Source organism: Streptomyces sp. NPDC057099 (assembly GCF_042671245.1).
Taxonomy (GTDB): Bacteria; Actinomycetota; Actinomycetes; order Streptomycetales; family Streptomycetaceae; genus Streptomyces; species Streptomyces purpurascens.
The window spans coordinates 1-13,846 of the sequence record NZ_JBHUTX010000025.1 but is presented as its reverse complement, the minus strand read 5'-3'; the positions used below and the strand labels follow the sequence as shown (position 1 = coordinate 13,846).

The window sequence follows — 13,846 nt, the reverse complement described above, 5'->3', positions numbered from 1 at the left end:
CGCAATGCAGGACAGGCCCGTTGGCTGGGCACGCAATCCGCTGACGGAGTTCGACCAACTGCTCAGCGAGATGAGCGGACTGATCGAATCCACGGTGGGAGGCGCGGCGCCCGCAGTCGCGTGGACGCCCCTGGCGGATGTCACGGAGTCCGACGACGCCTTCCGCATCGAGATCGAACTCCCCGGCGTCAAGAGCAAGGACATCGACGTCGAAGCGAACGGCCAGGAGCTGGTGGTCACCGGAGAGATCAAGGAGAAGGAACGCAAAGGCGTCCTGCGCCGGAGCACTCGCCGCACCGGAGCCTTCGAGTACCGGCTGCGGCTGCCCGGAGAGGTCGACACCGAAAAGATCAATGCGCAGATGTCGGACGGGGTGCTCACCATCACCGTCCCCAAGGCCGAGGTCGCAAAGCCCCGGCACGTCGAGATCAGCGAGACGAGTGAAAGCACCGGGAGCGGCGGCTGAGACGCGAACGCCGCGGTTCCGGACATCCGTACGGCGCCGCGGCCGGGCCGGCGAGGCTCGACACCCGGGGTGACTCATGAACGACGTCCCGTATCACAACCCCTCACGGCGGCGGAGACTCGGCACGCGGCTCGCCCCCGGCTTCCTTTCGGCGCCGCAGACGCCAGGCGCGCAGCAGCCGAAGGGGGAGCAGTCCCAGCGGTGCTCGCCGGCCCATGTCCGCCTGGTCCTCGCGGTCGAACACCCGTGCGTAACGCTCGGCGTCCTGGGCCGTCGGATATCGCTTGCTTCCCTCCGCTCCGCACCCACGCTCGCAGTGCCAGAGCATCGTGTCGCCCTCATGGAGAAAGCGAAAACGGTGTCCCAGAAGGTGGCAGCGCAGCACAGAAGACCACCCTATGCGGACCGCTCCATTCCGGCCTGTTCTGACCCTCTCCAGGCAACAGCCCACGGCCCTGAACGAGGAGGCATGGCATGACCGCCACCGCCGAACTCGGTGTCGTCACCACCAAGGTCCCCGCCCGGCTCGACCGGCTGCCGTGGTCCCGATTCCACTGGCGGATCGTCATCGGTCTGGGAACCGTCTGGATTCTGGACGGACTCGAAGTGACGATCGTCGGGGCGGTTGCCGCCCGTATGACCGAGCCGGGCAGCGGCATCAACCTGACCAGCGCCGACATAGGCACTGCCGCCGCCATCTACGTGGCAGGCGCATGCGCGGGCGCTCTCCTGTTCGGGAGACTCACCGACCGCTACGGGCGCAAGAAGCTGTTCATGCTCACACTCGGCGTCTACATCCTCGCCACCGTCGCGACCGCGTTCGCCCACGACGCCTTGTACCTCTACCTCGCCCGCTTCATCACCGGAATGGGCATCGGCGGAGAGTACGCCGCGATCAACTCGGCCATCGACGAGCTGATTCCGGCCCGCAACCGTGGGCAGGTGGATCTGGCCATCAACGGCAGCTACTGGGTCGGTGCGGCGCTCGGCAGCCTGGTCGCCGTGCTGCTTCTCAACGAGAGTCTGCTGGCAGACAACCTCGGCTGGCGGCTGGCCTTCGGCCTGGGCGGCGTCCTGGGGCTGGGCATCATGCTGGTACGCCGCCATGTGCCGGAGAGTCCGCGCTGGCTGTTCATCCACGGGCACGAAGCCGAGGCTGAACGCATCGTCGACCGGATCGAGGCCGAGGTGCGCCAAGAGACCGACCGCGAGCTGCCGGAACCGGGCGAGGCGGTCACCGTACGGCAGCGCGACGTCATCCCGTTCAGGGAGATCGCCGGCGTGGCTCTGCGGCGGTACCCGCGTCGTGCCGTTCTCGGTCTGGCGCTCTTCGTCGGACAGGCGTTCCTGTACAACGCGATCGTCTTCGACCTGGGCACGATCCTGAACGGCTTCTTCGACATCGGCTCCGGCTCGATCCCCTACTTCCTGGCCCTCTTCGCCATCGCCAACTTCCTCGGACCACTCCTTCTCGGCCGACTGTTCGACACCGTTGGCAGAAAGCCGATGATCGCGGGCACCTACTTCGGCTCGGCAGCCGTGGCAGTCGTCCTCGCCGTCCTGCTGGCCAACGGCTCCCTGACGACATGGTGGTTCTTCCTGCTGGTCTCGCTGACCTTCTTCGTGGCGTCGGCGGGAGCGAGCTCGGCCTACCTGACGGTGAGCGAGGTCTTCCCCATGGAGACCCGAGCCCTGTCCATCTCGCTGTTCTTCGCGATCGGCACGGCCGTGGGCGGAATCACCGGCCCGCTGCTGTTCGGCCACTTGATTCACAGTGGCGATGCGGACCTGGTGGCCATCGGCTTCCTCGTCGGAGCGGCAGCCATGGCGCTCGGCGGGCTGGCCGAGGTCTTCTTCGGTGTCCGGGCCGAACAACAGTCCCTGGAGAACATCGCCCAGCCGCTCACCGCTGAGGAAGCCGAGGCGGCCTGGCGCGACGAGCCCGCGCCACAGGACGCACGAGACCGCCTCCGGCCCGAGCACGTCCGGCGGGCCGCGCACGAGCGGGACCTGCGGATCGCCGACCGCACCGCCCGCCGCCGGGAGCGGGAGCGCGCCGGAGCCCGCCGCTACCGCCCGGGCACCGGACCGGGCAACAGGATGTACTCGCCGGGGATGGCCGGCACCGCGGGCACGGCAAGCCGTACGTCCGCCATGGCCGAACAACGCCTCGACGACGAGGTCGAACAGATCACCCACGCGCTCCAAGAATCCGGCCCGACGAGCCGCGACCAACTCGAACAGGCCGTGGGCGGCCGTTCCTGGGGCCCCGGACGCTTCCGCCGTGCCCTGCGGGAGTCCGAGCGGGACTCCCGGGCCAAGAGCCTCGCGAACGGCAGCTACGCGCCGGCGGACGGACCCGGCCGGCCCGAGAGCGCACCAGGGGGACCCCATGACCAGCGGTGACCGCGCAGAAGGAGGCAGCGATGAAATACGACGGATTCCTCGCCCATGTACGCGAGCGAGGCGAATACAAGGACCAGAACGAAGCCGCGGACGTCACCAACGCCGTGCTGCAAGTGCTGGCCCAACGGATCAGCCCGGGAGAGGTCAAGGACCTCGCATCCCAGATGCCCGGCCCGCTGGGACAGGTTCTGGACCATGCCACGCCGCAGCAGGCGCAGAGCTTCGGGATCGAAGAGTTCTACCGCCGGGTCGCCGAGCGCACTCATGCCCGGCCGCGTACTGCGCAGTGGGACGCCAGCGCGGTCCTGACCACCGTTGCCGACGCTGTCACCGGCGGAGAACTGAATCAGATCATCAGCCAACTCCCCTCCAGTTACGCGGTCCTGTTCGGCAAGGCCGACCTCGCGGACTGAGCCCGTGAGGCGCCCAGAACGAAAGGCCCACGAAAATGGTTGATACAGGTTTCTCCTCGTTCGACACCATGGTGGACAAGGCCAATCGGCTCCTCAAGGACGTCGAGGAGGCTTTCGGGTGGCCCAAGGAACGGCGTAAGCAGTCGTACGCGGCACTGCGGGCCGTGCTGCACCCGCTTCGGGACCGTCTCCCGGTCGAGACGGCCGTACAGTTCGGCGCCCAACTGCCGACCCTTGTCAGAGGCGTCTACTGCGACGGCTGGAAACCGGCAGAAACGCCCGTGAAGATGAGCAACGAGGAGTTCCTCACGCGGGTCCGGAGTGAATTCCCCTATGCGGTCGAGGGTGGCAGCGAGAAGCTGGTGCGCACCGTACTGAAAACTCTGGAGCGCCATGTGAGCGCCGGCGAATGGCAGCACCTCAAATCCCGGGTGCCGAACTCGTTCGCCGCGCTCCTGCCGTGACCCCGGCCCGGCTGCGCCTTCCGGCTCTTGCGGTCACGGATCAGGGGGCTGCCACTCGAACATCAAGATCGTGGCGTCGTCGCTGAGTTCGTTGTGCTGATGCTCGAGGATGGCATGGATGAGCAGGCGCAGCACTTCCGGTGCGCTCTGCCCTGCCGCGGTCGACCGGATGATGTAGTCGGTGAAGCGCTCCAGGCCGAACTCTTCGCCTGCCTCGTCGCGTGATTCCACGACGCCATCCGAGTAGAGCAGTATTCGGTCACCGGGTTCGAGGTTGACGTCGTGCGTCTGACGGGCGGTCCCGGCGAGATGGGCGGGCAGGCCCAAAGGAGGCTCAGGTGGCCGCTCCAAGGCCTTGTGGAGCAGGCGGTGGCGACGGATGAGCAACGGAGGCGGGTGGCCGCAGTTGCACCAGCGCAGCACACCGGTGGGCATGTGCAACTGGGTGAAGACACCCGTGCAGAACTGCTCCGGAAGCCACTTCGCCAACGCCTCGTCCATGGTGCCCACGAGTTCGTTGAGGTCTGCCCCGCTGCGCCGGGCGTTACGGCAGCCTGCCATGGCGACCGAGGTGGCAAGTCCGGAGGCCAGATCGTGCCCCATGCCGTCGAGGACTGTGGCGTGCAGAACGTCCTCGGTGAACGCATGGTCGAAAGCGTCGCCGCCCAGTTCGTACGCGGGCTCCAGGACCGCCGTCGACACGACCCGCCCGGTGCCGATCGACCGGGGTGGGAGAAAAGCCCTCACCATCTCCGTGGGCAGGTGCATCGGCCTGGTACGCATGCGCTGCGCGATGGTGTCGCTGTAGGTGCGCTTGGATGTGATGATCAGTGCGAGGAGCAGTGCCGCCGTTCGGCAGCGCCGCAGCTTGAGCTCGTCCAGGGTGCTCATGTTCAGCTCCACGACGCCCAGCCGCTCCGCCCCGTCGGCCAGGGGCAGCCATACGGTCAGCCCGTCGGAGGGGCCTTCTTCCACTCGGAGCGAGTCGGTGCGGTAGGCCCATCCGGCCAGCGAAGTGTCGAGCTCCAGTTCCGGCTCGCCTTCGACGAGCGGCACCAGCAGTCTTTGCTGGATGTCGACCAGATGGACAACGGCCCTGCCCAAGCCCATGGCCTCGGCATACCGGTTCAGAACCACGGGCAGTTCCGCGGGTGATGCCAGCTGGGCCGCCCTGACCAGTTCATCCAGCAGCCGCTCCCCGGGCCCGGCGGACACGTTCCTGTCCATGCCTTCGATGATCCCTTCGAGGACGAGCCGCCGTGGCCTGCACCGCCTGTTCCGGGAGCCACCTACAGCAGGAGGTCGAAGACGGCTCGAGCCTCGTCCCAGTGCTGGGTCTGGGGGTTTTTCAGGTCGGGGTGGAGGATCTTGAAGCTCTGGGCAAGGGCCATACTGAGCCCGCCGATGATGTCCGGATAGGCCGCCTCGGTCTCCTCATCGGGCGTGCGGTCCAGAGCGGGATGCGTGGCGAGCTGTTCCAGGATCGGCTTGATTTCTACTTCCTGGTCGATCTTCCGGAAGTGGTGAATGCTCTCCTGCAGGCCTTTCGTGATCGGCAGGTCACAGGTCCGGATGATGTCGCGCCCGTTGGCCTTGGCAGTGGCCTGGGCGACGGTCAGCAGATCGTAGAGCTTGGCGTCGACGAAGTCGCTGTAACGCTTGAGATCGTTCTTGTCGACGTCCAGTCCTGCGGCCGCGCGAAAGAACCTCTCGAATCTGGCGATGGACATCACGGTCATGACGGCAACCTCCGGCTGCGGGAGCCGGCCGGCTCCCGGCCCCTGGGCTTCCCAGTCAGCCTGGCCGACGGGGGCGCGCGAACGCATGCGTATGCCGGGCCCAATTAGCCTCCCTGTTTTGCCCTGCCAGGCCCATGCGTCCGACTGCCCGGGGTGTCGCACGGGCGTGCGGACCGACAGCATGGCCGGAGAGCGCTCGGGAGAGGCCGGTGAGCAGCGGCCAGGGCCGGTTGACGCGGCCCGTCCCGCCCACCAGCCGCCCCGGCGCCGGGCAGGGACGTAGCGCTGTGCCTCGCGGGCGTTCTGGGATTGCAGGGCTCGTGTCACGCGGCGTCGACGTTACCTCGGCGGCGTCTGTGGGCACTTGGGATCGCGGGGCAGCCGACGAGAGGTCCAGTCATGCGGGTGTCGTCTCAGGGCGTTACGGTCGTGGCTCTCCTGGCGGATCCGGACGCGCCGACGGAGATCGCGCAGCGCATGGCCCGGACACTTTCCGCTCGGCTCGCCGACAAGTCGGGCCAGGGGCGACGGTTCGACGTCGAGGTGGTCAGCGAGCCCTTCACCTCGGGGACGGAGGATCCGCCCACCTTGATGCGCCGGATCATGAACCGCGGGAGTGCGGAGAACTGGGACATCGTCGTGGCCCTCACCGACCTTCCGCTGCACTCACACGGGCGCAGGCTCGCTGTGAATCTGAATCACGAACACGGCTTGGCGCTGCTCTCTCTTCCTTCACTGGGGGGCCTGCGGCTGCAGACGAGAGCCCGGCGGGCCGTCGAAGAAGCCGTGCTCGGCTTGACGCGTCCGCGAACCACCGGGGCTGAAGGACCTCCGCGAAGTCAGCCGCTTCTGGGGCCCCTCGCCAATCGTCTCGCGCCTATTCATCCGGGCCCCATCGGTGAGAAGGAGACCGACGACCTTCGGTACGTCGTCAGCGGGCCGCGCGGATATCTGCGGGTGCTCGTCGGTATGGTCCGCGCCAACCGGCCGTGGCGGTTGGTGCCGGGCTTGTCGAAAGCCCTGGCGGCCGCACTCGCCACAGGAGCAGTCGCCACCGTGAACTCCACCGTCTGGAGCCTGGCTGAGACCCTGAGCGTGCCACGCCTCGTGATCGCCACGGTCGGATCTGTCGCGCTCATGATCGGCTGGCTGATCATAGACGCGGAGCTGTGGCATCGATCAGCGGAGAGCTCGCCGGAGGCGAGGCAGAGGGCGCGGCTCTACAACGCCTCGACGGTCGTGACCGTGGGTATCGGGGTGCTCGTCTGCTACGTGGGTTTGATGGTCATCAACTGGGTGTGGGCGCTGTTCATCCTCAACGACCAAGCGTTCGCTTCCGTGACACGAACCCCACTGGACGCCGAGGAGTACTTGACGCTGTCCTGGTTCGTCGCTTCGGTCGCCACCGTGGGCGGCGCGCTGGGATCTGGTTTGGAGAGCGACGATGCGATCCGGGCAGCCGCCTACTCCAAGCGCGAACAGGAACGTCGTCACACGCTCCAAGACGACGGTGACCAGCCCTCGAAGTGACCGATACCGGCGCGGTGCCGTCAGGAGGCGGCCGACGCGCCCCGGCAGGGCGTTCCGGCTAGGCTCACATGAGTGAGGTGGCTGCGGACCTTCGGGGAGGTCGTGCGATCCGGGCTCACGATCGAGGAGACGCGGCTGGAGCCCCTGCTCGCGCTGCGCACGGCTGCTGGGGTGGCGCTCGTCATCGGGCCGGCGCTGTGGCTGGTCTCCCCCGCGTACGCCGCGTCCGCCGCCCTCGGTGCCTACTCCGCGGGTGCGGCCACCTTCCAGCGCACCTGGCGTCCGCGCAAGGTGATCGCGCTCGGCGCGGGCGTGGGTCTGGCGCTCGGTACCTTCGTGGGCTACCTGGTGGCGGGGCGACTCGTGACGTTTCTCCCGCTGCTGGCCGTATGGGCCTTTGCCGCGGGGATGGCGTGGTCCCTCGGATCGACCGCTGGGATCGTCGCAGCGACGACGGTCGGCAGCATGCTGGTGACCATCACCCTGCCCACCAGCGTCGGGCGGGCCCTGGAACACGCCGGGGTCATCGCGCTCGGAGGCGTGGCGCAGGCCGTGCTGATCCTGCTGTTCCCGATTCGCCGCTGGGGGGCGCATCGTGACGCGCTCGCCGACGCGCTGGCCGCCGTGGCGGACTACGCCCGCCGGCTGCGGCACGACCCGGCCGCGCCGTTCGACCCTGAGCCGTTGATGACGGCCCGGGACGCGGCCGCCGTGACACCATCACAGGCCCGCACCCGGCCCCCGTCCTCCACGGCCCCCGGGGCCTCGCCGAGCGCATTCTGCCGGTCGTCGCCGCGCTCGCCGACCCGGACGTCGGCGCCCCGGCGGAGGGACCCGGGCGGGACCGCGCACGGGAGTTGCTCGGCGCGGCCGCCGACGTCCTGGACGCGGCCGCCCGTTCGATCCGTCGCGGCACTCCCGCCGAGGTGCCGCCCGGGAGTGCGGACGTCCTGCGCGTCGACGCGGAACACGAGGTGCTGGAGGGGCCCGCCCGGCAGGCCGCCGAACGGCTCGTGGAACTGCTCGCCGAGGCGTTGGAGATCGCCGGGAGCGGCGGGGCGCGCGACAAGGCGCCTACGCCGCCCGGCCCCGCGAGCGCCCAGCTCCTGGTGCGCCCGACCATGTTCCGGCTGCTCCCGGTCGTCGTCCGGGCGGTGCGCCATGAGCTCCGCCGGGACTCGCCCGTGTTCCGGCACGCCGTCCGCCTGGCGGCGGTGGCCGCGCTCGGCTATCTGATCGCTTCCCGGCTACCCGTGGGCCACGGCTACTGGGCGCCCATCGCCTCGGTGATGGTGATGCGGCCGGACTTCCACCGGACGTACGCGCGTGCGGTGGGCCGTCTCGCCGGGACCATGGCAGGGGTCGCGCTCGCCACCGGGATGGTGCGGGCCCTGGGCCCGGACGCCCATGTGTTCGGCGCGCTGGCGGTGGTCTCGGCTGCCCTGTCGTACACGCTGCTCCGTACCGGCTACGCCTACTCCCAGTGCTTCACTGCCGCGTACGTCGTCTTCCTGCTCGGCATGGGCGGCCAGGCATGGGAGCAGACGGTCCCGGAGCGGGTGGTGCTCACCCTGCTCGGCGGGGCCCTGGCCATGCTGGCGTACGTGGTGTTCCCCGCATGGGAGACCCCCCGGCTGCCGGGCCGGCTGGCGGACTGGCTCGCCGCCAACGGCCGCTACGCGGCCGCTGTGCTCCGCGGCTACGCCGAACCGACCCGGGAGCGTCGCGCCGACATGCGCAGGGCCCTGCTGGCGAGCAGGGAGGCACGTGCCGCCTGGCAGGAGGCCTACGACCAGGCGAGGCAGGAACCCGTCCGCCCCAGGGGTCTGACGTCGCGCGAGGCGGAGGATGCGCAGGAGGCGCTCAAGGGGTTCGACCGGGCGGCGATGCTCATGGAGAGCCACGTCCCGCGGGCCGACAGTCGTTTCGCCCCCGAGGCGGAGAGGTTCGCCGAGGCCTTGGAGGCGGACACCGCGCAGGCGGCAGACGACGTGCGCGAGCACAGGAATCCGGACTGGGGGCGCGTGGAGGAGGCGCTCCAAGCGTGGGAGGGCGCCGCCGGGGACCGGAGCCCGGTGCTGCGGTGCGGGGCGGAACTGCAGAAACGGGCCTTGGACCACCTCGCGACAGCCGTGAGCCGCACACCCCTGGAACGGGACGTCGGCTCTGCTCGCGAGGGGCAACGGGTGCGGGCGGCCGTGGCCGCGGAAGGTGACGGATCATCACCCGCGCACCGGGGTGGGTGACGGCTCCGGCGACGGGGAGCGCCGCGCCCCCTGGAGCGGGAAGTAGTCTCCCGGCCGCGTCGAGCGCCGCCACACGTACACCGCTGTCGCCATCACGAGGATCAGCCCCGCCAGGATGAGCAGTTCGATCCCCTCGACGTTCCACCGGAAGGACTTCTTCGCCTCGGCCGTCACGATGAGCACCTTGCGGATGCCGGCAATCAGGCCGACGACGAGGAACGGCTCCGCGTCGAGGGTCCGGTTTCTGATGGTGAGGCGGACGGTGTGGAGCAGCTCGGCCACGATGAACAGCACCAGGCCGCTGTCCAGGGCGGAGAGAACGACCGTCTCCTCGCGGTACGGCCCCTGGATCGACCTGATGACGTCGTGGGCGACCCCGACGGTCAGGATCCCCGCGAGCAGTACGAGGAGCGCCGCGACGACGAGGTGGATGCCGTCCTCGATGAGCTGTAGGAGGCCCTGTACCCGGCCGCCCTCGATCTTCGGGAGAATGGGTCGCACAGTCAGCATGCTAGGGGCGCCCCGGCCCGCAGGCGCTGCGTGCTGGGCGAACGGGTGGACGGGCGGATCCCTCCCTGTGGTGGCAGCCTGGGGGAAGCGGCGGGGCGCGACATCACCGAGGCCTGGTCGCACTCCGTGGTCGGCGCACCATGCCCGAGGACGCGGGTGCACTGGAGGTGTGTGATGAGTGCTGACCGCTCCCACGAGAGCCGTGGTCACGTACTGGTCCTCGACGCCGGCTCTTCGAGCCTTCACATCGCTCTGTTCGCGGCGGACGGTGAACGGGTGGCGGAGAGAGACGCCTCGGAGCCCCCGGGGCCTGCTGCTGCGGCGGAACTGCGGAACTTCCTCAGCGAGGTGCCCGCTCCTGCGGCGGTCGGTCACCGCATCGTCCACAGCGGTCCGCACCTGACCGGCCATACGCTGATCGACGCACGCGTAAGGGCTCTGCTGGCGGACGTCGCCGATCTCGCGCCGCTGCACGTGACTCCTGCCCTGCGGATGGTCGATGCCGCACGAGAACTCCTGCCCGACGTTTCTCATGTCGCCTGCTTCGACACCGTCTTTCACAAGGATCTGCCGGCACAGGCGCGCACGTACGCCGTGCCGGAGCCATGGCGAGCCGAATACGGGCTGCGCCGGTACGGCTTCCACGGGCTTTCCTACTCGTGGGCACTGCAGAGGACGGCGCGGGCCCTGGGCCGACCCGTCGACAACCTCCAGGTCGTGCTCGTGCACCTGGGCGGCGGCTGCTCGGCCTGCGCCGTCCGGAACGGACGCAGCGTGGACACCACCATGGGCCTCACTCCGCTGGAAGGCCTGGTGATGAGCCGGCGCAGCGGCAGCCTCGACCCCGGCGCGCTGTTGTGGCTGCAGCGGCGGCACGGTCTGAGCACGGACGAATTGGATGACACACTCCACCGGCATTCCGGTCTGCTCGGCCTCTCCGGGACCTCGGGAGACACCCGGGACCTGGTGCGCGCCCGCGCGGAGGGTGATGCCGCGGCCGCGTTGGCGCTGGCGACGTTCACACTCAGCTGCCGCAAGGGCATCGCCTCGATGGCCGCCTCGCTGGACCGGCTGGACGCGCTGGTCTTCACCGGGGAGATCGGCGAAGACCAACCCGAGGTACGCGAGGAGATCTGCTCGGCCCTGACTGTTCTCGGTGTACGAGGCGGGCTGCTCGTCCCCGAACTGGAAGACTTGATGCGGGAAGGCCTCCGACGCATCGATCAGGCGGTGGGAGGTGTCCCGGTCCTCGTGGTCGCAACCGGCGAGACACAGCAGATCGCCGCCGAGACCCGACGGGTGCTCGGCAACGCTGACGGGACGCGGTAGCTGTCACCAGTCAGCATCTCCCGCAACATCACCGTGGGTCTTCACGGCTCTCCTGAAAGCGGTCGCCGAGTGGGCGGCCCGGGAAGCCAAGCTGCGCGGCCCGCCTCTGTGGCTGGTGCACTTCTGGGACCCGTACCCGAGCCCATGACACAGGCGCCCCTCCTCGGGCGGGGAGCAGGCCACTGACGAACACGCCATGGATCTGACCGGCATTCCGCCCGCCGCCACCTCTAGGCGCTGCGCCCGTGGTGACAGAAGTACCCGGCCGTGGAGGTCGTCGAGGTTTCACGTTCCGGCAGCCCCGCCATCGACCTGGTCGACGCTTCCAGGGACGCCTCCCTCGTCGTGGTGGGCCGGCGCATCCGCCGGGGTGTCCACATCGGCTCGGTCACGCCTGCTGTCCTTCACCACTTCACCGCCCCCGTCACCGTCGTCGCGCACGACTGAGATGCTGCGTCCGTCGAGTGGCCACCATGAACCGAACGGAGGGAGTCTGGAGGGAGGTGATCCGTGTCCCCGGCAGTGGATTCGACCGCCGAGAAGGCCGCCACCTGGTTGGTGAGCGGTCGATGGGAGGAAGCCATGAGGGTTGGAGTGCTGACGGGCGGCGGTGATTGTCCCGGCCTCAACGCGGTGATCCGCAGTGTCGTCCGCAAGGGTGTCCAGGAGTACGACTTTGACTTCGTCGGACTGCGAGACGGCTGGCTCGGCGCGCTCCAGGGCAATGTCGTGCCGCTCGACATCTCCAGTGTGCGCGGAATCCTCCCCCGCGGCGGTACCATCCTCGGCTCCTCCCGTACCAACCCGTTCAAGCACGAGGACGGGCTGCGACGCGTGCGGGACACCCTCGCGGCTCACGACGTGGACGCGCTTGTCGTGATCGGTGGCGAGGACACGCTCGGTGTGGCCACTGAGCTGAGCCGTCAGGGGATCAATCTGGTCGGTGTACCGAAGACCATCGACAACGATGTTTCCGCCACCGATTGCACCTTCGGCTTCGACACCGCCGTCGGTATCGCGACCGAGGCCATTGACCGCCTCCACACCACCGCCGAGTCGCACATGCGCACCCTGGTGGTCGAGGTGATGGGACGGCACTCGGGCTGGATCGCGATCCGTGCCGGCGTCGCGGGCGGTGCCAACGTGATCCTCATCCCGGAGCAGCCGTTCGACATCGATCAGGTCTGTGGGTGGGTGCGGAGCCGATTCAAGATCAACTATGCGCCGATCGTCGTGGTGGCCGAGGGGGCCGTCCCTCACGAGGGTCAGATGACCGTCAAGGACCAGACGCTGGACGAGTTCGGCCATATGCGGCTGTCGGGCATCGGCGAGTGGCTGGCCCAGGAGATCTCGGCACGCACCGGCACGGATGCCCGCACCACGGTCCTGGGACACATCCAGCGCGGCGGTACGCCGAGCGCCTTCGACCGGTGGCTGGCCACCCGCTTCGGGCTGCATGCCGTCGACGCCGTCAAGGACGGTGACTTCGGCGTGATGGTGGCCCTGCAGGGCACGGATATCGTCCGGGTCCCCCTCGCCGATGCCACGGAGAAGACCAAGCGGGTCGATCGGTCGCTGTACGACGAGTTCGAGGTGTTCTTCGGCTGACCGTCCCGGGCACCTGCCGGATCGCGATCAGCCCGCTGATCCGCCGTCAGCGGCCGTGCGGCACGACCGCCACCGGGCAGCGGGAGTGGTGCAGCACGGCGTGGGTGATGGGCCCCAGTCTCCCCTCGGCCGCCCGCGAATCAGTACAGCGGCCCACGACGAGCACTTCCGCGCCGCGGGACGTGTTCAAGAGCGCTTCCGCGGGGTGCAGCAGCACGACGTCGGGACGGACCGGAACCCGCGGATACTTCTCCTGCCACGCGCGCAGGGCGTCGGAGAGCTGCAAGACCTCCTGATCCTCCCAGGTGGCGCGGTCCTCCTCGGTCACCGCCAGTGTCCGGGGAGACACGGAGTCGGCGGGAAAGGCCCAGGCCTGGATCACCCGCAGACCTGCTCCCCTTGCCTCAGCTGCCGAGAACGCGAAGTCCGCCACCTCACTGACCGGGTGATGCGCATCGAACCCCACCACTACCCGGGCAGCGCCGTGGGCCACGTGCATCCCTTCTCCGAAGGCGCCGGCACGCCCTTGGGGCACCAGCACGACGGGGCAAGGGGCGGCCATCGCCATCCGCAAGGCGACCGAGCCGACCGCCAGGCCCTCGAAGCCACCCGTCCCGCGCATGCCGACGACGAGGAGCCCGGCCGCGCGTGCGGCGGCGACAAGCGCCGAGACCGGGGCGTCATCAGTCTGTTCACCCCGTACTTCGAGGTCCGGGTAGCGCTCGCTGAGGTCGGTGACCGCCCGCTGGAGCATCCGCTCACCCACGTGGCGCAACCTGTCCACGGCCGGGACCGGTACGGCGGTGCCCGGAAGGGGCGGGGAGGCATGGATCAGGCGCAGTGGAACGCCCCGCAGAGCGGCCTCCCGCGCTGCCCAGTCCGCTGCCGCCGAACTGTGTGCGGACCCGTCGATACCCGCCAGCACAGGGTGACGCATCGTGTCCTCCTTCGCACGGCGTGCACCTCGGCGGGAACCGCACGGCCCGTGCCGCCTCTGTTCCACTGTTCCACGGCAGGGCCGCTGCGGCGTCCGCACCGGAGAGCCTCCGCCATCTTGATTTCGGCTGGTCGCGGGCCCTGGCGTGATGGTGGGTGGGGCTGTTCGGGCTGGTGGTGGGGCAGTGTCCAGCATGTA

At 69.2% G+C, this 13,846-nt stretch carries 11 protein-coding genes and 2 pseudogenes; 9 read left to right on the top strand and 4 right to left on the bottom strand.

The annotated features are described in order from the left end of the window. Positions 1–4 precede the first annotated feature (4 nt). From ACFT4A_RS26455 to ACFT4A_RS26440, 4 genes are all read left to right on the top strand, one after another. On the top strand, positions 5–466 hold the full coding sequence (locus tag ACFT4A_RS26455) for an Hsp20/alpha crystallin family protein (protein WP_382834289.1): 462 nt from the start codon (positions 5–7) through the stop codon (positions 464–466). 474 nt (positions 467–940) lie between these two features. Continuing rightward, a complete protein-coding gene (locus ACFT4A_RS26450; protein WP_382834286.1) occupies positions 941–2,872 on the top strand; it encodes an MFS transporter in 1,932 nt (643 codons plus the stop codon). A gap of 20 nt (positions 2,873–2,892) precedes the next feature. Beyond that, entirely contained in the window at positions 2,893–3,285 is a 393-nt protein-coding gene (locus tag ACFT4A_RS26445; RefSeq protein ID WP_382834283.1) for a DUF2267 domain-containing protein, read from the top strand. Between the two features lie 35 nt (positions 3,286–3,320). After that, on the top strand, positions 3,321–3,749 hold the full coding sequence (locus tag ACFT4A_RS26440) for a DUF2267 domain-containing protein (protein WP_382834281.1): 429 nt from the start codon (positions 3,321–3,323) through the stop codon (positions 3,747–3,749). 33 nt (positions 3,750–3,782) lie between these two features. Here the strand turns inward: ACFT4A_RS26440 and ACFT4A_RS26435 are convergent, their stop codons facing one another. Both ACFT4A_RS26435 and ACFT4A_RS26430 read right to left on the bottom strand, forming a co-directional pair. Further along, positions 3,783–4,976, bottom strand: a complete 1,194-nt coding sequence (locus ACFT4A_RS26435; RefSeq protein ID WP_382834278.1) for a PP2C family protein-serine/threonine phosphatase — start codon at positions 4,974–4,976, stop codon at positions 3,783–3,785. A gap of 62 nt (positions 4,977–5,038) precedes the next feature. Continuing rightward, the gene (locus ACFT4A_RS26430; protein WP_382834275.1) at positions 5,039–5,488 is read right to left on the bottom strand and encodes a DUF1931 family protein; all 450 of its coding nucleotides are present in this window, start codon (positions 5,486–5,488) and stop codon (positions 5,039–5,041) included. A 429-nt stretch (positions 5,489–5,917) separates the two neighbouring features. Here ACFT4A_RS26430 and ACFT4A_RS26425 point away from each other — a divergent pair, with 429 nt between their 5' ends. Both ACFT4A_RS26425 and ACFT4A_RS26420 read left to right on the top strand, forming a co-directional pair. Continuing rightward, a complete protein-coding gene (locus tag ACFT4A_RS26425; RefSeq protein WP_382834272.1) occupies positions 5,918–7,018 on the top strand; it encodes a hypothetical protein in 1,101 nt (366 codons plus the stop codon). Between the two features lie 72 nt (positions 7,019–7,090). Beyond that, positions 7,091–9,264, top strand: a pseudogene (locus ACFT4A_RS26420) (FUSC family protein). Here ACFT4A_RS26420 and ACFT4A_RS26415 read toward each other — a convergent pair. Next, the gene (locus ACFT4A_RS26415) at positions 9,241–9,774 is read right to left on the bottom strand and encodes a phosphate-starvation-inducible PsiE family protein (RefSeq protein WP_382834270.1); all 534 of its coding nucleotides are present in this window, start codon (positions 9,772–9,774) and stop codon (positions 9,241–9,243) included. The pseudogene ACFT4A_RS26420 and the gene ACFT4A_RS26415 overlap by 24 nt on opposite strands. Before the next feature lie 174 nt (positions 9,775–9,948). Here ACFT4A_RS26415 and ACFT4A_RS26410 point away from each other — a divergent pair, with 174 nt between their 5' ends. From ACFT4A_RS26410 to ACFT4A_RS26400, 3 genes and pseudogenes are all read left to right on the top strand, one after another. Then, positions 9,949–11,103: an acetate/propionate family kinase gene (locus tag ACFT4A_RS26410; RefSeq protein WP_382834267.1), complete on the top strand. Its 1,155-nt coding sequence runs from the start codon at positions 9,949–9,951 to the stop codon at positions 11,101–11,103. A gap of 237 nt (positions 11,104–11,340) precedes the next feature. Further along, a pseudogene (locus tag ACFT4A_RS26405) lies at positions 11,341–11,550 on the top strand (universal stress protein); the annotation flags it as partial. 135 nt (positions 11,551–11,685) lie between these two features. Next, the gene (locus tag ACFT4A_RS26400) at positions 11,686–12,711 is read left to right on the top strand and encodes a 6-phosphofructokinase (protein WP_382834264.1); all 1,026 of its coding nucleotides are present in this window, start codon (positions 11,686–11,688) and stop codon (positions 12,709–12,711) included. A gap of 46 nt (positions 12,712–12,757) precedes the next feature. Here the strand turns inward: ACFT4A_RS26400 and ACFT4A_RS26395 are convergent, their stop codons facing one another. Next, positions 12,758–13,648, bottom strand: a complete 891-nt coding sequence (locus ACFT4A_RS26395) for a universal stress protein (protein ID WP_382834261.1) — start codon at positions 13,646–13,648, stop codon at positions 12,758–12,760. Between the last annotated feature and the right edge of the window lie 198 nt (positions 13,649–13,846).

Coding starts and splice junctions, on each gene's coding strand:
- ACFT4A_RS26455 (WP_382834289.1), top strand. CDS start 5: ATGCAGGACAGGCCCGTTGGCTGGGCACGCAATCCGCTGACGGAGTTC.
- ACFT4A_RS26440 (WP_382834281.1), top strand. CDS start 3,321: ATGGTTGATACAGGTTTCTCCTCGTTCGACACCATGGTGGACAAGGCC.
- ACFT4A_RS26415 (WP_382834270.1), bottom strand. CDS start 9,774: ATGCTGACTGTGCGACCCATTCTCCCGAAGATCGAGGGCGGCCGGGTA.
- ACFT4A_RS26395 (WP_382834261.1), bottom strand. CDS start 13,648: ATGCGTCACCCTGTGCTGGCGGGTATCGACGGGTCCGCACACAGTTCG.
- ACFT4A_RS26445 (WP_382834283.1), top strand. CDS start 2,893: ATGAAATACGACGGATTCCTCGCCCATGTACGCGAGCGAGGCGAATAC.
- ACFT4A_RS26430 (WP_382834275.1), bottom strand. CDS start 5,488: ATGACCGTGATGTCCATCGCCAGATTCGAGAGGTTCTTTCGCGCGGCC.
- ACFT4A_RS26435 (WP_382834278.1), bottom strand. CDS start 4,976: ATGGACAGGAACGTGTCCGCCGGGCCCGGGGAGCGGCTGCTGGATGAA.
- ACFT4A_RS26410 (WP_382834267.1), top strand. CDS start 9,949: ATGAGTGCTGACCGCTCCCACGAGAGCCGTGGTCACGTACTGGTCCTC.
- ACFT4A_RS26450 (WP_382834286.1), top strand. CDS start 941: ATGACCGCCACCGCCGAACTCGGTGTCGTCACCACCAAGGTCCCCGCC.
- ACFT4A_RS26400 (WP_382834264.1), top strand. CDS start 11,686: ATGAGGGTTGGAGTGCTGACGGGCGGCGGTGATTGTCCCGGCCTCAAC.